We start from the raw sequence: 21,170 nt of genomic DNA on the forward strand, positions 1-21,170 counted from the left end.
AACTGCCAGCCACAAGACGGGCTAACGACTCATTTATTTCCATCATACAAGAAGGGTGCCCTGTGGGCACCCTTCTTGTTATATTATTTTCTTATCTTCATACGTTTTATACTAAGAGTCACATCTTTCCAGCGTTCTTTTTCAATACGATCAGCACTCTTTTCGCTGCGCGCTGAAACATACTCCATTTCTCGTTTCATCTTCCGGTAACTTTCCAATCTACTTAGAGGCAACTCTCCGTTTTCAACCGCTTTAAGTACTGCACATCCCGGCTCGCGCATGTGTGAGCAGTCTGCAAAACGGCATAGTCCGGATAGCTCCTGTATATCGGAAAACACTGTGTCTACGCCGTCTCCGTCTGCATAAAAAGAAACCTCTCTGATACCGGGATTATCCATCAGCATCCCGCCTTGCGGCATGTGTATCAGTTCCCGAACTGTTGTTGTGTGACGCCCCTTGCCGACACTTCGGCTGACTGCCGCTGTAGCTTGAATGTCGCTGCCATAAAGCAGGTTCGTCAATGTTGATTTGCCTGCTCCGGAAGAGCCTAGCATAGCAACAGTCTGCCCACATCCGAGGTAGCTATGAAGTTCGTCTGTGCCGCTTCCGTCAATCATGGAAGTCAGCACAACAGAAACACCGAAAGCGATGCTCTCGACCTCATCCCGAAAGGATTCAGGATATTCATGCAAATCTGCCTTGGTCAGCACAACCACAGGTTTAATACCACAATTATATACCAATGCGAGATATCTCTCTATGCGCCGTAAATTATAATCACGGTCTAAGCCGCAGACTATGAATACCGCGTTTATATTAGCAGCTATGGGTTGCTCGCGCGATACTGTCACCTTATTTTTCCCACGCGATCCTGATTCACCGCGACAAAGAAAAGTTCGCCTAGGAAGAACGCGTTTCACAACGCCATCGTCAGCGAGCACCCAATCTCCTGTTACGGGATATTCTTGCTGTTGATGAAGCATTCTGCCTGACGGTGTACAAAGCCATTCATCGCGTCCGTTTGAAACGAGGAACAGGTTTCGTTGCACACTGAGAACCCGGGCAATGTTATCGTGCAAAATACCGCTTAATTCTAACTGAGATTCAAGATGGTCATCCAGGCCGAGTCGGCGAAGCTGTTCTATATGATCGGAAATGGGCTTTCTATTGATTAAAGTAGTCATGTGTTTCACCAGTTTTGAGTGTCGATGGAATACATCGAACGTGATGCTTTAACCGTAGCCGGAAAACAGTCAGAGTTTACGGGCCACGGAACATATACGACGGTGAAGGTGTTATGAGAATAAGGGCATGACTATAGACCTGTTTCGAAAGAAACATATTCAGGCAGGTTTAACAAAACCAGATGAAACCACACAAAAGTGCGGTCGGTAAGCAGTTTAAACCTGTGAATCGCCCTTTATTTTCATAACACGGGGCACAAGCTCTTCAAACTGACGATACATACTAACTCCTTGTTGTTATATAAACTTAATAATATTCAAAAAATATGAGAAAGGTCAAGCCGGAAAAGATCTGATCATCAAACAACCCTATAAAATACCGCCACAAGATTGTCTGACGACTAATTTACTTTCCAGCACAACTTTTCGAGTTGGACGTTCAGGATCGGCTATGCGTTTAAGAAGCATCTCACACGCTGTTTGACCTATAGCATATGTGGGCTGTTTAACTACGGTTATTGCCGGACGGGTCATGGAACTCCAAGGAGTTTCATCAAAACTTGCAAAAGCCACAGACTCAGGAACAGGCAATTCCTTATCACGGATAGCCCTGAAAGCCCCTGCCCCGAGCAAACCGTTACTGGTAATTATCGCTTCGGGCGGTTCATCCATTTCAAGCAACCTGCTCACTACTGCATGCGCAGCCTCTTCTTTTGCAGGCATACTTATTACCAATTTATCATCCGCTGGTATCCCGTTTTTTTTCATGACTTGTTCAAAGCCTGCCCGACGCTGCTGACCTGTTGCACTGCTCTCCCCGAAAAGTCCGGCAATGCGTTTATATCCGTGAGAGAGCATGTGCTCAGTTAAATCCCGCGCAGCCTGATTATTATCAATAAGAACCATATCTACAGAGTGATCGCTAATCTGCCTATCGATTACCACCATAGGGAATGATCCGAATTTATTTAACGTAAAATTTTCGGACAGACGAAGTGTTGGTGCCAGAATAACTCCGGCAGCATTCTCACTTTGCATCATTTCCAGATACATTCTTTCCTTAACGGGATCTTCATCAGTGTTGCACAAAATGACACTGTAATCATTAGCTTGCGCAACATCCTCAACAGCACGGGTTACGGATGCAAAAAAAGGACTTTGTATATCTGCAACAATCAACCCGATAAACGAAGACTGCTTTGAACGCAGTCTCTGCGCTGCGCGGTTGGGCCTGTAATTCAAACGATCAACAACATCCATTACCTGTTTTCGCAGCTCAGGTCTGACATTGGGCTTATCTCCCAGCACTCTGGAAACTGTAGCTGTCGAGACTCCGGCAGCTTCGGCAATATCTTTAAGTTTCATATTTTCCTCACACTTTATTACTTATAAAATGTAAACGATTTCAATATTATTTTCAATAACAATCAATTCTAAACTTAATATTTAAACAGTTATGGGCAACAATAACCATTCTAATAATTCACTAATTAAAAGGGATGAAACAATTTTATATAAAATTTGGAAAATTAGTTTTCTTATGTCATTATATAGCATTGAAGCTAAATGAACACCCCTCTTGACGCATTATTTGTAATCGATTACAAAATAACTTAAAACGTCCAACTTATTGTTGAGGAGGCAATCCATGATTGACTTAAATGAAAGAAATATTGTCCTTGGAGGACAAGCTTCCGGAAAAATTGAAGCCATTGAATTGGTGGGAAACATACTGGTTCACGATGGTTTTATCGCTCCTGAATACATAGAAAGCATGAAACGACGAGAATCGGTTGCCAATACTTTTTTAGGTAACGGAATTTCAATTCCGCATGGGTTGCCGGAAAACCGAGATGAAATAAACAAAACAGGCATTGCCGTTCTTCAAATCCCTGCGGGCGTAACCTGGAACTCCGGTGAAATAGTACATTTAGTTGTAGGTATTGCCGCCAAATCTGACGAGCACATTGAAGTTTTAACCAATCTGACGAATGTGCTGGATGATTCTGAAACAGCTGGAAAACTAGCCAAAACAAAAGATGTTAATGAAATCATTGATGCTCTTAAGGGTAATTCAACCACCGCTAAACGTCCCGCTCCGACATTAGACACCTCAGATTTCGATGTATCATTAGATGTAACAATTGGAGGAGAACATGGGCTGCACGCACGCCCTGCCACACATTTTGTGGATATTGCAAAACAGTTCGAGGCTGAAATAGTTGTTGAATTCGACGGACGCTCAGGAAACGGCAAGAGCCTTGCGTCCCTGCTTAAACTAGGCGTTTCCGGCGGTAAAACCATCCGTATTCACGGTAGAGGTCCCGACTCCAGCTCTGCTCTGGCATCCTTAAAAGAAGCTGTAGACGAAGGACTCGGTGAAGAAGCAGAAAAGAATATACTTCCTCAGATAGAACACGGCTGGGTACCTGAATCTGTCAAACAAGTTATCCCCGGTTGCACAGCCTCTCCCGGGATAGCAACAGGAATAGTACATCAATTCACTCACAATCGTATTGTGGTTGAAGCCATTGCAAAAGATCCGGAGCACGAATCGCATGAACTGGGTCAGGCTATTGCAGCCGCACGCCGCAACATTCGCCTTTTATATGAAGAAGTCAGAGCTAAATCCGGCGAACCCGGAGCAGCAATATTCCGAGCTCACGAAGCCTTTCTTGAAGATCCTGAAATGCTGGCTGAGACAGAAGCTCTTATAAAAAACGGAAAAAGTGCCGGATATGCTTGGCGACAAGTGATTGATGAACGCGTCCGCGTCATGGAACAACATGATGACGAACTGCTGGCTGCCCGCGCGATGGACCTTAGAGATGTAGGGCGGCGGGTACTACGCCATCTTGCAGGAGTTGTGCAGGATGCACCATTCAAGCCTAGTGAACCAGTTATTCTCATTGCAGAAGACCTTACTCCTTCAGACACAGCTCAGTTAGACCCTGCCCTGATCCTTGGGTTCTGTACATCCGGAGGTGGACCGACTTCTCATTCTGCTATTATCGCCCGCTCTCTAGGCATTCCAGCCATAGTGGCAGCAGGTCCAAGCCTTTTAGAAATAGCTGACAACACTATGGCTATCCTCGATGGAGACACCGGGAATTTATATATTGAGCCGAGTCAGTCCGACATCGATGCAGCAAATAAAGTTAAGATGCAACTTGAAGAATTACGAGGTGATGAACATAGAACCCGCTTCGAACCGGCTCTTACTCTTGATGGAAAACGTATAGAAGTTGTAGCAAATATAGGAAAAGCCAGCGAAGCCGAAAATGCCGTCAATGCCGGAGGAGAAGGCATCGGCCTTATGCGTACAGAATTTTTGTTTCTGGAAAGAGAAACTCCGCCTGACGAAGAGGAACAGTTCCAAAGTTACAAAACAATGGTGACGGCCCTCAACGGTTTACCAATTATAATTCGTACTCTGGATATCGGCGGAGACAAAGAAGTTTCATATCTCAACCTGCCGCATGAGGAGAACCCTTTCCTCGGTGAGCGCGGTATCCGCTTATGTCTTAACTGGCCTGAACTTTTTCTAACTCAGTTACGCGCAATATACAGAGCATCCAAGTACGGACCAATCAGAATCATGTTCCCCATGATTGCAACTCTTGATGAACTTGAAGCAGCAAAACGGCTCGCTGAAAAAGCCCGTATTGAAGTTGATGCAAAACCAGTAGAAATTGGGATAATGGTGGAAGTTCCATCAGTTGTCTCCATGGCCCGTGAATTTGCGCAAGAGGTCGATTTCTTCTCTATCGGCACCAATGATTTGACCCAATATGTTATGGCCATTGACAGAGGTCACCCTACTTTAGCCGGTAAAGCAGACAGCTTACACCCCGCCATACTGCGCATGATCGATCATGTTGTTAAAGAAGCCACCAGAGCTGGTATTTGGACCGGGGTTTGCGGCGGACTTGCCGGAGAACCGCTTGGGGCTACAATCCTAGCAGGACTGGGAGTTAAAGAACTCAGCATGGTTATTCCCAGCATTGCCGCGGTTAAAGCACGCATTCGATCAATCAGTATGAAACAGGCCGGCGAACTGGCACAAAAAGCTCTGAGCTGCCGTGATAACAAGCAGGTTCGGGCACTCATTCTGCCATAACAGGGAGCAGGCACTATGAAAAATAAACATATAGTAACTGTGACCATGAACCCTGCTATCGATCTGGCCTGTTCGGTGCCGGATTTTACAGCAGGCAAGGTCAACCGTGCCACGGAATATCAAAAAAATGCCGCAGGCAAGGGAGTTAATATAGCAGTTCTGCTGCGAAAATTTAACTTGCCGATTACTGCAACAGGCTTTCTCGGAGCAGACAATGCCCTTATATTCGAGAAGCTTTTTAAGAAGCAAAACATTAACGATCAATTCGTCAGAGTTCCCGGCGAGACTCGCACCGGAATAAAAATTCTGGACCCGAACGCCAGAACCACCACTGACATCAACTTACCGGGACTTGTGCCGGAACCCATTCATATAAAGATATTAATTCATACAGTTGAACGTTTGGCGGAAACTGCCGCCATGGTCGTTATCGGCGGCAGCTTACCTGCCACAGTTGACCCAAGTATCATCGGTGAACTTGTGGCTGTAATCAAATCCAAAGGAGCCAAGGCCATTGTGGACACAAGCGGCCCTGCCCTGAGCAACGCCGTCAAAGCCTTACCCTATTTAGTCAAACCTAATGACGATGAACTGGCTGAACTTGTTGGACATCCTCTAAATAAACTAGAGGAGATCATAACTGAGGCGCGGAAAATAAATAAATCAGGCATAGAAACGGTAATTGTTTCGCTCGGCTCTCGCGGGGCTTTGTTTATTCAAAAAGACGAAGAACTTTTTGCAAAGCCGCCCAAAGTTGAAGTGGTCAGTACAGTGGGTGCCGGAGATGCGATGATCGGCGGGATGGTGGCTGGAATGGCTCTTGGATTGTCGCTTGAAGAGCAGGTTCGTCTTGCAACATCTCTGTCTGCCGCCACAGTGACTCAGGCCGGTCCGAGTTTAGATAAGTTAGAGAACGCAGAAGAACTGGAAGACTTGATTGCGATTGAACATATCAACATAAAAGGGGGTATTTCATGTCAAAAATTGTAGCCGTCACGGCATGTCCAACAGGGGTGGCCCACACAATAATGGCTGCCGAGGCTTTAAAGAAAGTCGGCACCAGCATGGGGCATCAGGTGGAAGTAGAAACCCAAGGGGCGGAAGGCGCGAAAAATATTCTGTCTCAGGAAACCATTAACGCGGCTGATGTGGTTATCATTGCGGCAGATATTCACGTCAATCCGGTACGGTTCCAAGGGAAGGCATTGTACGCGGTAACCACCAGTGAAGCTATCCGTAACACTAAAGAAATCATCGAAGCGGCCCTTGGCGAAGCGGATGAAATGGCAAAACCCGTATCAGCAAAAGAAACCGTAAACGAAAATAAATTTATTATCGGCGTAACCTCATGTCCAACCGGCATAGCTCATACTTTCATGGCTGCCGAAGCATTACGCAAAACAGGCGTGGCTCTCGGGTATGAAGTTAAAATTGAAACTCAAGGTTCGGTAGGGGCTAAGAATGTCCTGACGGATGAGGACATAGAACGGGCTGATGCCGTAGTAATCGCGGCCGACGCATTTGTTGATCCAAAACGTTTTGCAGGTAAACCTCTATATGAAACATCAACAAAAGAAGCACTCCATGATGCCAAAGGCGTAATCAAATCAGCACTTGCAGCCAAACCGACAGTGAAAAAAGGTTTAGGTGACCAGGTCGCGGAGATTAAGAAGGACCGTTCCGCTGCCACCTCCGGCCCGTATCGCCATTTAATGACAGGCGTTTCATACATGCTGCCTGTAGTTGTTGCCGGCGGTCTAATGATCGCTCTGGCCTTTGCTTTCGGCGGTATTTACGCAGGAGACAAAACAGGAACTATCGGATGGGCACTGATGCAGATCGGTGGAACCGGAGCTTTCTCTCTCTTTATTCCTGTTTTCAGTGCATTTATTGCCTACTCCATCGCCCAGCGTCCGGGTATTACGGCAGGTATCGTCGGCGGATTGCTTGCCACCAATGTGGGATCAGGTTTTCTGGGAGGTATCGTTGCCGGTTTCATGGCAGGTTATCTGACCAAGTTCCTCAATGACAAAATTAAACTTCCGCAGCATCTTGAAGGACTCAAGCCGGTTCTTATACTGCCTTTCCTCTCCACACTGGTTGTAGGTTTGATGATGATATATGTCATCGGCCCGCCTGTTAAAATCGCGCTAACTTCACTATCCGCATGGCTTCAAGGCATGCAAAGTTCCAGCGCGTTGGTCCTCGGCCTACTTCTTGGAGCAATGATGGCCTTTGATATGGGAGGCCCGGTCAACAAGGCGGCATACACTTTTGGCGTCGGTCTGCTATCTGCCAAGATATACGCCCCTATGGCCGCAGTCATGGCAGCAGGTATGACGCCTCCGCTCGGCCTTGCACTTGCTGCAACATTCTTTAAAAACCGCTTCACAAAGGAAGAACATGAGGCCAGTAAGGCTGCATTTATCCTTGGCATATCCTTCATAACAGAAGGCGCAATTCCGTTTGCAGCCAGAGATCCTTTCAGAGTCATACCATGTATTATGTTAGGATCAGCTGTGACAGGCGCAATTTCCATGGTTATGAAATGCACCTTAATGGTTCCGCACGGAGGTATTTTCGTTCTTCCTATTCCACATGCGGTCACCAACATTCTAGCCTATGCCGTGGCAATAATAATCGGGACTCTGATCACTGCCGGAGCTCTCTTTATTGCAAAACGTCCGCTGAAACAAACCGCAGAATAACATTCAAAGATGTTTAAACAAAAAGTCTCCGCAAATAATTTTGCGGAGACTTTTTTTATTATCAATAAAAATTTTACAGGATAAAAGTATTGGAGGAGTAGCAATTAATCCTATTTTGACCCTAAATAACACTTGCCACCTATAGAACTCATCCCTATGGTCTGCCCCTTGGAAACGTATCTTATAAATAAAGCCAACCTCACACGGCTGAACATTAATTATGAAAAAAATTCTCACCACCTGCCCCTATTGCGGCACCGGATGTAATTTTCACCTTCAAGTAGAAAACGATCAAATTGTAGGAATTACCCCTGCAAAGGGTAATTCTGTTAACAATGGAAGTTTATGCGCCAAAGGCCATTTCGGCTTTGACTTCGTGCGCCATCCTCATCGTTTAACATCCCCGCTTGTCCGTAAAAACGGTGTATTAGTCGAAACCGACTGGGACGAAGCTTTTGCTGTCATCAGTAACCGTCTAAAAGCCTTTAAAAAGGATTTCGGACCGGACTCAATTGCCGGATTCAGCTCGGCCCGCTGCACCAATGAAGAAAATTATCTTATGCAAAAATTTATGCGCGCAGCTATCGGCACCAATAATGTCGACCACTGCGCGCGGCTCTGACACGCCCCAACTGTAGCCGGTCTGGCTGCGGCATTCGGAAGCGGAGCAATGACTAATTCAATTGATGAATTAGATTCAATGTCCACAGGAAGCGCCATTTTTGCAATTGGAACCAACACTACAGAATGCCACCCTATTATGGGCCTTGGCATGTTAAGAGCAGCCCAACGCGGCGCAAAACTCATTGTAGCCGATCCTCGCGCCATCACGCTGACTCAGCACGCGGATGTCTGGCTGAGACTTAAACCGGGAACCGATGTTGCCCTGCTTAACGGTCTTGCCAACGTTCTTATTAACGAGGGATTAGCGGATGAACAGTTTATAGCCGATCGTACCGAAGGGTATGAAGATTTTAAGTCAACCGTAATGCGTTACACTCCGGCTTACACGGAAGCGATTACAACCGTACCTGCAAAGCTGATTTATAAAGCGGCCCGCATAATCGGAACCGCCAGCACCACTGCTACATATTATACAATGGGTATAACCCAGCACACTTCCGGTGTTGATAATGTCCGCAGTGTTGCAAACATTGCCATGCTCACCGGAAACATGGGCAAACCCTTAACAGGCGTAAACCCTCTGCGCGGGCAGAACAATGTGCAGGGAGCCTGTGATATGGGAGCCTTACCGGATGTTTTTCCGGGCTACCAGAAAGTGCATCTGCCGGACATCCGCAAAAAATTCAGTCAGGCTTGGGGAGTTGAAATCCCTGAAACAAGCGGACTGAGAATTCCGGATGTTTTACATGAGATTGAACACGGCAACGTGAAAGGATTATTTGTTTTCGGTGAAAATCCGATGCGCAGCGATCCTGATATCAACCATGTAAAGCACTGCCTTGAAAAAGTGGATTTTCTGCTCGTACAGGATATTTTTCTTACTGAAACGGCTGAAATGGCGGATGTTGTTTTACCTGGGGCTACATTTGCGGAAAAAGACGGAACCTTTTCCAGCACGGAAAGACGTGTACAGCTTATTCGCAAAGCACTTGATCCGATAGGAAACAGCAGACCGGACTGGCTGATTCTTGCTCAGTTAAATAACTGCATGGGAATCGACACAAAATACGATTCTCCTGAAGATGTTTTTGATGAAATGCGCAGCCTGACTCCCAGTTATAAGGGCATGACTTATTCCAGATTAGAAAATGAAAAACTGCAATGGCCCTGCCCTTCCGAAGATCATCCCGGAACTCCGATTCTGCATATCGGTGAATTCATACGCGGCAAAGGTTCTTTTTTTGCGGCAGAATATAGAGATCCGGCAGAAATGCCTGACGAAGAATTCCCTCTGATCCTTACAACAGGACGAGTAACAGCCCATTACCACACAGGCACAATGACACGCCGCTGCTGGGGACTGGACGGACTCAGCCCTGAAGAAAGACTGGAAATTAATCCGGCAGACGCGGCTCGCTTCGGAATAGAAGATAACGGCTATGTTGTTGTCACATCCCGAAGAGGCGAACTTAGAGCGCGGGCGCAAGTTACCAAAAGAGTTCCCGAAGGACTTACTTTTGTAACCTTCCATTTCAGCGAAAGTCCGGGCAACATACTGACCAACAGCGCAGCTGACCCTGAAACAGGTACGCCGGAATTTAAGGTATGCGCTGTAAAAGTTAGAGCTGGAAGCGCAGAAAAACATCCTGCTAAACCATACGAAGTTAAAACTGTCTGTGCATAATATTTTTGCATAATAAATCATTATAAAGAGGAATATATGTCTTCTTCCCTAAATCATTTTATAGCAGCTGATCCTGAAAAATGCATCGGCTGTAGACTTTGTGAAGTAGCCTGTTCACAGGCTCATTCGTCAGGATCGGCATTCACCGCAGGGGCATTAAATGCTCCGATTATGCCGCGTCTATACGTTGTGCAAACGCCTGAAATCACAATCCCCGTTCAATGCCGCCACTGCGAAGACGCACCATGTGCGAATTGTTGTCCTGTTTCCGCCATCACCCGTAAAAACGGAGCGATTGTTGTAGAAACCAAACTGTGCGTGGGATGTAAAACCTGCATGCTGGCATGCCCTTTCGGAGCAATTGAACTGCTGCCTGTTTACAAAAACGGAGTTCCCGTTATGCAGGCTGTTTTATGCGAAGAAAAAGAAACATCAATGGAAGAAATGCCTATGCTCTTTGCCGGAAAATGCGACCTGTGCACCGACCGCAAAAAAGGTCCGGCCTGCGTTGAAGTATGCCCTGAAAAAGCACTGAGCGTAGTAGATCCTGCCCGCATGAAACGTGAGCGCAACATAAAAGCGGCCATGAGTTTCTTAAACAATTCACAAAATCTTTCTTAAGGTTATCTTTCATGTCCAACTCAAAAGAACTTATCAAAATAGATCCTGAACTTTGTACCGGCTGCGGCCGCTGCAAAGATGTCTGCCCCGTAAAGGCAATATCCGGCACTAAAGGTGAACCGCACACAATTGACACTACCCGCTGCGTAATTTGCGGGCAGTGTATTCAGACATGCAGTGGTTACAGCTCAATTCTGGAAGAACCTGAAACTCCTCGCACAGAAAAACTCCGCGAACGCGGAATGTTTCAATCCACAACGGAACCACTTTTCGCAGCATATTGCGAAGGTGATGTTTTCGAAATTTCAGATGCACTGAAGTCTGCTAAATTTACTATGGTTCAATGTGCGCCCGCCGTTCGTGTTTCCATAGGTGAAGATTTCGGAATGGAAGCAGGATCACTAACCCCCGGCAAAATGGCCGCAGCACTTCGCAGACTGGGCTTTGACAGAGTGTATGATACCAATTTTGCCGCCGATCTAACCATAATGGAAGAAGGGAACGAACTTCTTTCACGTGTTAAAAATAACGGAACTCTTCCTATGTTCACCTCCTGCTGTCCGGCATGGGTGCGTTTCATGGAACTGAACTATCCTGACTTATTGCCGCATCTTTCAAGCTGTAAATCTCCTCAGCAGATGTCCGGTGCATTATTTAAAACATATGGTGCTGAAATAGACGGTAAACAGCGCGAAGAAATATACAGTGTCGCAGTTATGCCCTGTACCTGTAAAAAATTCGAAAGCGCAAGACCTGAAATGAGCATGGAAGGACACCGTGATGTTGACGCTGTTTTAACCACGCGCGAACTGGCATACATGATCCGCGAAGCAGGAATTGATTTCAACTCCCTGCCTGACGAAGATTTTGACAGACCGCTTGGAACTTACTCCGGAGCCGGAAATATATTCGGAGTAACAGGCGGTGTTATGGAAGCAGCACTTCGCACCGCTTACGAACTAGTATCCGGTGAACCTGTACCCGATACCGACCTTGTCTTTGTCCGTGGTGAAGAAGGATTCCGCATAGCTTCCATGACTATGGGTGATCAGACTTTTAAAGTTGCTGTTGTCGCAGGGCTTACAAAGATCGGACCGCTGTTAGAAAAAGTGCGCGCAGGTAATGCGGATGTGGATTTTGTGGAAGTAATGTGCTGCCCTTCAGGGTGCATCAGCGGAGGCGGTCAGCCTAAAGTGCTGCTCCCGACTGAACGTGACAATGTGTATAAATGCAGAAAAGCATCTATGTACTCTCATGATAAAAATTCCAAGGTCCGCAAATCTCATGAAAATCCGGACGTGCAAAAAGCATATAAAGATTTTCTGGGTGAACCTTTAGGTCACACTTCTCATAAATTACTGCATACCGTTTTTGGCAAACAGGATTCATAAAATGAAATCTTTTGTTATAGCAGATTCCCGTAAATGTATCGGATGCGGGGCATGTGAAGTTGCATGTGCTTCCGCAAACAGCAAACTGCCCATTCCGGAAGCGGCCAGATTACGCGCTCCCTTTAAGCCGCGTTTAAATCTGATATTTACGCCCGAAGTAACAATGCCCATACAGTGCCGCCAGTGTGAAGACGCGCCTTGCGCCAAAGCATGTCCGGCAGAAGGGATTGTCTTTTTAGACGGAGTGGTTCACATTCGAAAAGAAAATTGCATCGGCTGCAAGATGTGCATACTGGCATGCCCTGTCGGAGCTGTTAATATTTTACCGATTGATACTAATTTACGAGATTCAGAAGAAGGAACGGGTCTACCTGAATTTTATGCGCAAAAGTGCGAGCTGTGCAATGACAGAGCTGAAGGTCCTGCCTGTGTAAACATTTGCCCTGCAGAAGCTTTTACACTTATAGATGAAACTTCACTGACCAAAACAGTGAAGTTAAAACGCGAAAAAATATTACGTAGTATGACCACATAATTTTTTACCTTAGCAGACTTTAAATTCTGCGCCTGAATTGTAATTTTCAGAGAACAGACCATGACTGCAAAGCAAACAATAAAATGTATTTTAATAGATGATGAACTCCCTGCACTTGATGAGCTTAATTACCTGCTATCAGATTTTGATGATATCGAAATTATCGGAACCGCAACATCTGCCACTCAGGGCATTAAGTTAATTGAGGAAGAAGAACCTGATCTGGTTTTTCTGGACATTCAAATGCCCGGCAAAAACGGTTTTCACGTTTTGCAGGAAATTATACAATTTCCAAATCCTCCTCTGGTAATTTTTGCCACAGCTTATGACGAATATGCTCTGCAGGCTTTTGAGGAAAACGCTGTAGACTACATTCTTAAACCATTCTCGCAGGAACGTATTTCCAAAAGTCTTGATCGAGTCCGCTGCCTTATTTTCGGCTGTGCAGAAAAAGTTGAGCTTCCCAACATGAACGCATTGCTGAGCGGTATGGGACTTGGAAATAATGTTCTACGTATTTCGGTTGAGGGTAATGGACGGATATTACTTCTAGAACCGGCTGAAGTAATTTTATGCAGAATGGAAGAGCGCAAAATTATGATTTATACAGCCCAAGGAATTTTCCCCTGCTACGGCGATAAAACTCTCGATAAACTTGAAGAACGGCTGCATGGGCAACCTTTTTTCAAGGCAAACCGCGGCGAACTTGTAAATTTAACACATGTACGTGATTTTGCGCCGTGGTTTAATGGTAAATACGTTCTGACCATGAACAATATTCAAGATAATGAAGTCATAATCAGTAAAGGCCGCGTAAAATCGTTTCGCGAAAGACTCGGACTTGCCTAGCTGTATGCAGAGAATTTAAAATATGAATCCTGAAACCTTAATTATAATCCTAGCAGAAAGATTCGGCCTTATCCTTGCCGGAGCTTTCATGCTGCTTACCATCATCCCGATTCATAAAATCGGGTTCCGCAAAACATCCCATAAATCAATAATTGCGGCGCAGATACTAAGTTTCGGAATTTTCGGAATACTCGGAACATACGGCGGAAACTTTGTATTTCAATCAGTCGCAAATCTACGCGCCATGGCGGTCATCACCGGTGGACTTTTCGGAGGACCGCTGGTCGGCTTCGGGGCCGGACTTATTGCCGGAGGCCACCGCATCCTGATCGACTTCGGAGGGTTCAGTTCCATTCCCTGCGGGCTTGCAACCGTGCTTGAAGGAACCGCTGCGGGCTTAATTTCTCTCAAACTGACCAACCGCATGGATTGGAGAGCCGCTGCAAGCTTAGCCTTCGTAGGTGAAATCATCCATATGATCATGGTTCTCTATTTTTCATCAACTTATTCAGAAGCTTTAAAGGTAGTAGAACTGATCGCACTGCCGATGATTCTCTTAAATACTCTCGGCGCAGCAGTATTTACTCAGGTCATCAACGTTGTTTTTCGCTACGGCACAAAACGAGATTCCATTCAGGCACAACAGATTCTTGATATTGCGAACCTGACGGTAAGTCACCTCCGCTCAGGTTTGACCATAGAATCCGCCATGGAAACAGCCAAAATTATATACTTAAATGTATCAGTTGCCGCGGTGGCTATTACCGATAATAAAAATGTTCTGGCGCACATAGGCGCAGGCAATGACCACCACCTTGCAGGTAAAAAAATCAGAACCGGATCCACCTTACACGTGCTGGAACTTGATGAATCACTTTTTCTGGATTCAAATGAAAAAATCGGATGTACTCATCGCGGATGCCCTTTCACTTCCGCAGCAGTTGTGCCTCTTCATAAAAAAGGTGAAGTTGTAGGCACATTGAAACTTTACGGAACAAAAGAAAAAGAGCTTGATCTGCTTTCATTTGAAATAGCCAAAGGACTTGCAAATTTATGCTCAACCCAGCTTGAACTGGAAGAAATCCAAATTAAAGAACAAATGCTTGCGCATGCAGAAATACGCCGCTTGCAAGCCCAGATAAACCCTCACTTCTTATTTAATTCATTAAATACCGTAACATCATTTTGCCGTACCAACCCGGACAGAGCTCGTGAATTACTACTCGAATTATCATCATATATGCGCAAAAATCTGGACAGCAGCCGAGGGTACATCCCTCTTTCCGAAGAACTTGCTCAGTTAAAAAGTTATCTTGCAATTGAACAGGCCCGCTTTGGCGACCTGATTAAGGTTGATATCTCTGTTGATGAAAAATGCGAAGACTGGCCCATCCCTCCGCTGATAATTCAACCATTGGTTGAAAACAGCGTGAAACACGGCATCATGGGACGCGAAGAAGGTGGACAGATAACTATTTCCATTCACTGCGATGAAGGGTTGCTAAGTGTCTCAATAAAAGATGACGGCGTCGGTATGAGTCAGAGCAAGCTTGATAAACTTATCGAGAAAAAGAAAATTGAATCCTGCGCGGAAGGAATAGGCGTTCGGAACTGTATTCAGCGTATTGAACAAATCTACGGACCGCAGTATAAAATGACCATCACCAGCAAAACTGACGAAGGAACATGTGTAAGTTTTAAAATCCCGAAACTGAAAAATCAGATCCGTAAAACAGAGTTTCAAATGGCTGCCAGTTGATTCAGCACTTTGAATGTCATTTCAAACAGCGAAATAGGCATTTCAAGCACGAAGCATTGAAACGAGTATAAACTTCATGTCAGAAAGGTGCAGAATTTTCATTCAGCACAAAAAATGGAGGTCTTTTTTATGCTATTTTTCTTTGCCTGCGTAGCAGCGCTAATTGTCGGGTATTATACATACGGTAAATTTGTAGACGGCATCTTTCAGCCTGATGCCAACCGCACCACTCCCGCATATGCAATGCGTGATGATGTTGACTACATGCCAATGCCTAAATGGAAACTGATGTTCATTCAGGTTCTGGATATTGCCGGTATCGGTCCAATCTTCGGACCTATCCTCGGTGCTCTTTATGGCCCTGCAGCTCTGCTCTGGATTGTAATCGGCTGCATTTTCGGCGGAGCAGTTCACGACTATTTCAGTGGAATGCTTTCCATCCGTAACAACGGAGCAAGTGTTCCTGAACTTGTCGGTGAATACTTAGGAATGCCTGCACGCCATGTTATGCGTGTATTCGCTTTCGTACTTCTCATGCTTGTAGGTGTAGTTTTCGTTCTCAGCCCTGCAAAGCTTCTTACAGATTTAACCGGAATAAATACCGGAATCCTTGTAGCCTGTATTTTCGCATATTACTTTCTCGCTACAATTCTTCCAATCGATAAACTCATCGGGAAACTTTACCCAGTTTTCGGAGCATTATTACTGGTCATGACGATAGCAATTGCAGTTGCTCTCCTGCTCAGCGGCCATCCGATTCTGCCGAATCTGGACTTTGCCGTTAATACCAGCCCAACCGGAAAACCGATGTGGCCTCTTCTCTTCATAACTCTCTCATGCGGAGCAATAAGCGGCTTCCATGCAACACAGTCACCACTTATGGCCCGCTGTGTTAAAAATGAAAAAGAAGGCCGCTCCGTATTCTACGGTGCAATGATCATTGAAGGGGTTATCGGACTTATCTGGTGTACAATCGGTTTGTCTTTCTACAACTCACCTGAAGCTATGCAAGCGGTTATCACAGCAGGCAGTCCTTCTGCTGTAGTTTCACAGGTTTCTAATTCACTGCTCGGACCTGTAGGCGGAATTTTCGCCATCATAGCTGTTGTTATCCTGCCTATCACAAGTGGTGACACAGCATTTCGCAGCACCCGTCTTATCGTGGCTGAAACATTCAAGATGGATCAGGGACCTGCATTAAAACGTCTGCTGATTGCTATTCCGTTATTCGTACTTGGATATGTAATATCCACTCAGAACTTCTCTTCAATCTGGAGATACTTCGGGTTCTCAAACCAGTGTCTATCAATGCTGATGCTCTGGACAGCGGCTGTTTATTTAGGACAGCGTGCTAAACTGCATTGGATTGCATCACTTCCTGCAACATTCATGACTGCTGTAGTTGTAACATTCATCATGCAGGCTAAGATCGGATTCGGACTTTCCATTGACACGTCCATACTGATCGGTATTGCAGCAGCCGTTGCAGCAATAGCGCTGTTCCTCGTAAAGTATGCTCACCCGAAAGCAGCAGAAAACGTTCAATAATTCTTAAGCAACACCTTCCACATGTCTCTCGTTAGAAAAGGCCCGCATTTGCGGGCCTTTTTGTTTGGAAACTTCAAGGTTGCCTTTACAGGGAATAGGAGGCAAAACAGCTCACGCAGTTAATGATCAATTGCTTACTTATACTAATTTGTATCACCACAACCTGACGGAAATGATTTCATGCGCACCCCGCTGGACGTACTTCAAAAAACATACGGTTACGAGAAATTCACAGGACTTCAAGAAGAAGTAACTTCCCGCGTTATGGCAGGAGGAAATGCTGTTGTCTTTATGCCGACAGGTGGCGGAAAATCCGCATGCTATCAAATCCCCTCGATACTGCGCCAAGGTGTAGGCATTGTAATTTCACCGCTGATAGCACTTATGCGCGATCAGGTTGCTGCGCTGAAACAAATGGGAGTACGGGCAGAATGTCTTAATTCATCTGTAAAAGGACAGGATGCGGCTCTAATAATTAACAGTCTGCAAAGATCAGAGCTGGACCTTTTATATGTAGCACCGGAAAGGCTCGGCCAACCTGGCTTTATAGAAATGCTTGCGCGTGTAAATATTGCCCTGATAGCCATTGATGAAGCACACTGTGTTGCCCAGTGGGGACATGATTTCAGACCAGATTACCTGCGCTTAAATATTCTTGCCGAAAGATTCCCGAATGTTCCGCGCATGGCTTTAACAGCGACAGCGGATGGACCGACGCGAAGAGAAATTTTACAAAGACTTTCGTTTACCGAAGATGATATTTTTGCAACAGGATTTGACCGGCCGAATATCCGCTATACAGTAGTACCGAAAGACGGTGAAAATATTCAACTGTTGAATTTTATCCAGACATATCATTTTCAGGAATGCGGCATTGTGTACCGTATGAGCCGGAAGAATGTCGAAAAAACAGCTGAATGGCTGTGCAAAAAAAGAATTAAAGCTTTACCGTACCATGCGGGATTAAGTCCTGAAACACGCGAAAAAAATCAAGCACGTTTCATGTCCGAGGACGGAATTGTTATGGTTGCAACGATAGCTTTCGGAATGGGGATAGATAAACCGGATGTGAGATATGTAGCCCATCTTGATCTGCCCAAAAGTATTGAAGCATATTATCAGGAAACAGGGAGAGCCGGTCGTGACGGACTGCCTGCTGAAGCATGGATGTCCGTTGGCATTAACGACATAGGTTTTCTACGCAGAATGATCCTGACAGGAAATGCGCCGGAAGACCGGAAGGCTCTTGAACTTCGTAAATTTAACGCATTACTAGCATATTGCGAATCAGCAAATTGCTTACGTCAGGCACTGCTCGGCTACTTTGGAGAAGAACTTAAAGAGCCTTGCGGAAACTGTTTTACATGCTTAACCCCGCCTTCAAAATTTGACGGAACAATAGCCGCACAAAAAGCATTATCCAATGTTTACCGGACAGAGCAAATGTACGGAGTCAATCATCTAGTTGATGTTTTGACAGGAAAAGAAACGCCGAAAATTTTAAGCCAAGCACATGACAAATTAAGTACCTTCAAAATAGGAACCGAATATACCAGAGATGAATGGATTTCTATCCATCGACAGATGGTATCACAAGGTTTGCTGGATGTTGACATTGAAGGATACGGGGGGCTGAAACTAAACAATGCAAGCTGGGAAGTTTTAAGAAAAGAAAGGACTGTTGCCCTGCGCAAAGATCCTATAATTGCAAAAAAAATCAGCGCAAAAACTAAAGATTTAAAATTAGTTATCGGAGGTCAGGACTGTCCTTCACTCACAACTCCTGAAGCGAAAATATTGCTTGATGCACTGCGAGCACTTAGAAACGATCTTGCTAAAGAACAGCAGGTTCCGGCTTTTATAATTTTCCCTGATAAATCGTTACTTGAACTTGCGTGCTATCGCCCGGAATCAACAAATCAGTTATATGCCATCAGCGGTTTCGGAGATCAGAAAGTTTTTAGATATGGCTCTGCCATCATTGAAACACTGATGAAACATCAAGACGAACATGGCCGGCCAAGTGATTTAGCACCAATGCCGGAATCAAAGTTTAAAGAGGTTCCGGACAGTAAAGAGAAGGAACAGAAATCAGAAGTACCGGCTTCAGCGATGGAAACTTTGGAATTATTTGAAGAACTGCAAGATATAGATGAAGTAGCTAAGAAAAGAAAAATTAAACCCGCTACAATATACAGTCATTTGACAGCCTGTGTTAAAGCCGGGAAAATAGAAGTTTCAGATATTTTAGATTATCCAAATTCAGAAATTGAATGTTTAAAAGATACAATTTCAATATATAAAGATGAAGGGTTCGTTCAGCTTAATCCTATTTTTTATGCCCTATTCGGGAATTATTCTTACGAGGTTTTGCGGCTGGTTCAAGCGGAGATAGATTCTTCAAAGTAAAATTCAGATATAGGAAAAATTATATGGATCATTGATATAAAACTATTTTTGTGTTCATCTTCTATAATGTTAAAGTTTATGGAGGATACATGAAAAAAATTACAATCTCTATTTTGATGTTATTTTGCTTTTTATCGTCAGCGATAGCTTCTGACGGCCCAGGCTCCCCCACTCTAAATACTAATCCTTGCCTTGATGTCATTGTTACCCGAACCGCTCCGCTATTATCTTTCAAAAATGCTGAAGGGGGAGCACTTCCAAGAACATATGAAATTGAATTAGATTTATCTGAATCTTTTAACTCTCCAAGTTTACGCAAATTCGGCATTCCAGAGAATACGGGATTGATCAGCGCGCTTAAAATTAAAAAAGAATCCCCTCTCATTGATAAAAAATCTTGGAATTGGAGAGTAAGAGCAATCGATTCGGCTGGTCGTAAAGGAGAATGGACGACCAGTAAGTTTTATATCGATTCAGAAAGTGACGATAGTTACTCCGGTCTTCAAAGAGTATATCCAATTTCCGCAAAAGCCAGTAGTGGATCAAACCCTGAATTTCTCATTGATTATAGTGATTCTGGGCTAAACAGTCAGTGGAGAGCATCCCCTCCAGGTCCGCAATCAGAATGGATAGAACTTGATCTTGGAGAACCGAAGGAAATAAGTAGGATATGGATGCTTTCCGGTTTCGAAAATAAGGATGGATGGCTTACTGACTTTCATTGGCTGACAAGTAATGATGGTGAAAGTTGGAAAAAAATTAATGATGCTAATATTTCAAACTCGAATACCTATCGAAGCATAATTGATATCAAACCTTATAAAGCACGTTTTTGGCGACTCGAAATTACAAAATTCACAGGTTATGCTCCGGCTCTTAACGAAGTAATGCTTTTTACATCTGGTCAACCTGAAATCCAGAATATACCTACTACTCCATATGTCCTTGTTATTGGAAACCAGCGCAACGGTTTCACTTTCACCCGTCTTAAAGAAAGAATTGCTGAACTTGCGCCACAACTTACCATTATTCAAATTCCATTCTGGAAAGCCAATATGGCTATGTTTAATGCTCTACCCAATAAACCGTTTGCAATAATATTAAGCGGTAATAATGCTGACTACAACAAACTTCCAATGTTTGAATACAATGGTGAATATGAATTAATCAGGCAGGCTCCGATCCCGATTCTTGGTATTTGTGCAGGTTGTCAAATGAATGCTTTTGCATATGGCTATACAAGGGTGCACTCAATGGGCTGGTCAGATATTTCTGCAATGGAGATTGAGCAAAGCCGCAGTAAAATAAATATTAAAATCAAAGATCCAATTTTAGAAAATATACCTAATCCGTTCATCGCTCCGGAAGTACACGGTTGGGCCATATACAGCTTATCCGAAGAGTACGAACTTTTAGCTGAGTCAGATTATTTTCAAGCAATAAGACGCAAAGACAGGATGAGATACGGCGTACAGTTTCATCCGGAAATAAAGGTTTCATATAATCAGGCAGTTCCGGTTTTAAAAAACTTTTTAAAAATGGCGTTAGAAAGAGCGAAGAAATAAAACATAATGTTTCATATTAAAAACAATCAGCAATACGTATTAGCAAATCCCCCGCCAACGCAAGAAACCCCGTACATATATTATGTACGGGGTTTCTTTAAAAATAAAGTCCTTGCGACGACCTACTTTCCCACTAGCTACCTAGCAGTATCATCGGCGATGGAGGTCTTAAC

At 44.6% G+C, this 21,170-nt stretch carries 14 protein-coding genes; 12 read left to right on the plus strand and 2 right to left on the minus strand.

Annotation, left to right across the window (positions count from 1 at the left end; genetic code table 11):
* Positions 1-83: 83 nt before the first annotated feature.
* Together rsgA and B9N78_RS04900 are read right to left on the minus strand one after the other, a co-directional pair.
* Positions 84-1,184: a ribosome small subunit-dependent GTPase A gene (rsgA, locus tag B9N78_RS04895; protein WP_085099143.1), complete on the minus strand. Its 1,101-nt coding sequence runs from the start codon at positions 1,182-1,184 to the stop codon at positions 84-86.
* 369 nt (positions 1,185-1,553) lie between these two features.
* Positions 1,554-2,549, minus strand: a complete 996-nt coding sequence (locus tag B9N78_RS04900; protein WP_085099147.1) for a LacI family DNA-binding transcriptional regulator — start codon at positions 2,547-2,549, stop codon at positions 1,554-1,556.
* A gap of 283 nt (positions 2,550-2,832) precedes the next feature.
* On the opposite strand from B9N78_RS04900, the gene ptsP reads away from it, so the two are divergent.
* From ptsP to B9N78_RS04960, 12 genes are all read left to right on the plus strand, one after another.
* On the plus strand, positions 2,833-5,304 hold the full coding sequence (gene ptsP, locus B9N78_RS04905) for a phosphoenolpyruvate--protein phosphotransferase (protein WP_085099150.1): 2,472 nt from the start codon (positions 2,833-2,835) through the stop codon (positions 5,302-5,304).
* A gap of 15 nt (positions 5,305-5,319) precedes the next feature.
* The gene (gene pfkB, locus B9N78_RS04910) at positions 5,320-6,294 is read left to right on the plus strand and encodes a 1-phosphofructokinase (RefSeq protein ID WP_085099153.1); all 975 of its coding nucleotides are present in this window, start codon (positions 5,320-5,322) and stop codon (positions 6,292-6,294) included.
* Positions 6,279-8,012 (plus strand): PTS fructose-like transporter subunit IIB, encoded by a 1,734-nt coding sequence (locus tag B9N78_RS04915; protein ID WP_085099155.1) that lies wholly within the window; start codon positions 6,279-6,281, stop codon positions 8,010-8,012. Before pfkB ends, B9N78_RS04915 begins: the two co-directional genes overlap by 16 nt.
* Positions 8,013-8,232: 220 nt before the next feature.
* On the plus strand, positions 8,233-10,320 hold the full coding sequence (gene fdhF, locus B9N78_RS04920; RefSeq protein ID WP_085099158.1) for a formate dehydrogenase subunit alpha: 2,088 nt from the start codon (positions 8,233-8,235) through the stop codon (positions 10,318-10,320).
* A 36-nt stretch (positions 10,321-10,356) separates the two neighbouring features.
* Positions 10,357-10,941 carry a 4Fe-4S dicluster domain-containing protein gene (locus B9N78_RS04925; RefSeq protein ID WP_085099161.1) on the plus strand — a complete coding sequence of 195 codons (585 nt, stop codon included), beginning with the start codon at positions 10,357-10,359 and terminating at the stop codon, positions 10,939-10,941.
* A gap of 11 nt (positions 10,942-10,952) precedes the next feature.
* Entirely contained in the window at positions 10,953-12,332 is a 1,380-nt protein-coding gene (locus B9N78_RS04930) for a [FeFe] hydrogenase, group A (protein ID WP_085099164.1), read from the plus strand.
* 1 nt (position 12,333) lies between these two features.
* The gene (locus B9N78_RS04935; RefSeq protein ID WP_085099167.1) at positions 12,334-12,867 is read left to right on the plus strand and encodes a 4Fe-4S dicluster domain-containing protein; all 534 of its coding nucleotides are present in this window, start codon (positions 12,334-12,336) and stop codon (positions 12,865-12,867) included.
* Positions 12,868-12,927: 60 nt separating this feature from the next.
* On the plus strand, positions 12,928-13,716 hold the full coding sequence (locus B9N78_RS04940; protein WP_085099170.1) for a LytR/AlgR family response regulator transcription factor: 789 nt from the start codon (positions 12,928-12,930) through the stop codon (positions 13,714-13,716).
* Between the two features lie 22 nt (positions 13,717-13,738).
* Entirely contained in the window at positions 13,739-15,475 is a 1,737-nt protein-coding gene (locus B9N78_RS04945) for a LytS/YhcK type 5TM receptor domain-containing protein (protein ID WP_085099172.1), read from the plus strand.
* A 129-nt stretch (positions 15,476-15,604) separates the two neighbouring features.
* Positions 15,605-17,023, plus strand: coding sequence for a carbon starvation CstA family protein (locus tag B9N78_RS04950; protein ID WP_085099175.1), 1,419 nt, complete (start codon positions 15,605-15,607; stop codon positions 17,021-17,023).
* Positions 17,024-17,203: 180 nt separating this feature from the next.
* Positions 17,204-19,432 (plus strand): DNA helicase RecQ, encoded by a 2,229-nt coding sequence (gene recQ / locus B9N78_RS04955; protein ID WP_085099178.1) that lies wholly within the window; start codon positions 17,204-17,206, stop codon positions 19,430-19,432.
* An 89-nt stretch (positions 19,433-19,521) separates the two neighbouring features.
* Positions 19,522-20,997 carry a glutamine amidotransferase-related protein gene (locus tag B9N78_RS04960; RefSeq protein ID WP_170921374.1) on the plus strand — a complete coding sequence of 492 codons (1,476 nt, stop codon included), beginning with the start codon at positions 19,522-19,524 and terminating at the stop codon, positions 20,995-20,997.
* Positions 20,998-21,170 lie beyond the last annotated feature (173 nt).

It is taken from the genome of Desulfovibrio gilichinskyi (genome assembly GCF_900177375.1).
Classification (GTDB): Bacteria; Desulfobacterota; Desulfovibrionia; order Desulfovibrionales; family Desulfovibrionaceae; genus Maridesulfovibrio; species Maridesulfovibrio gilichinskyi.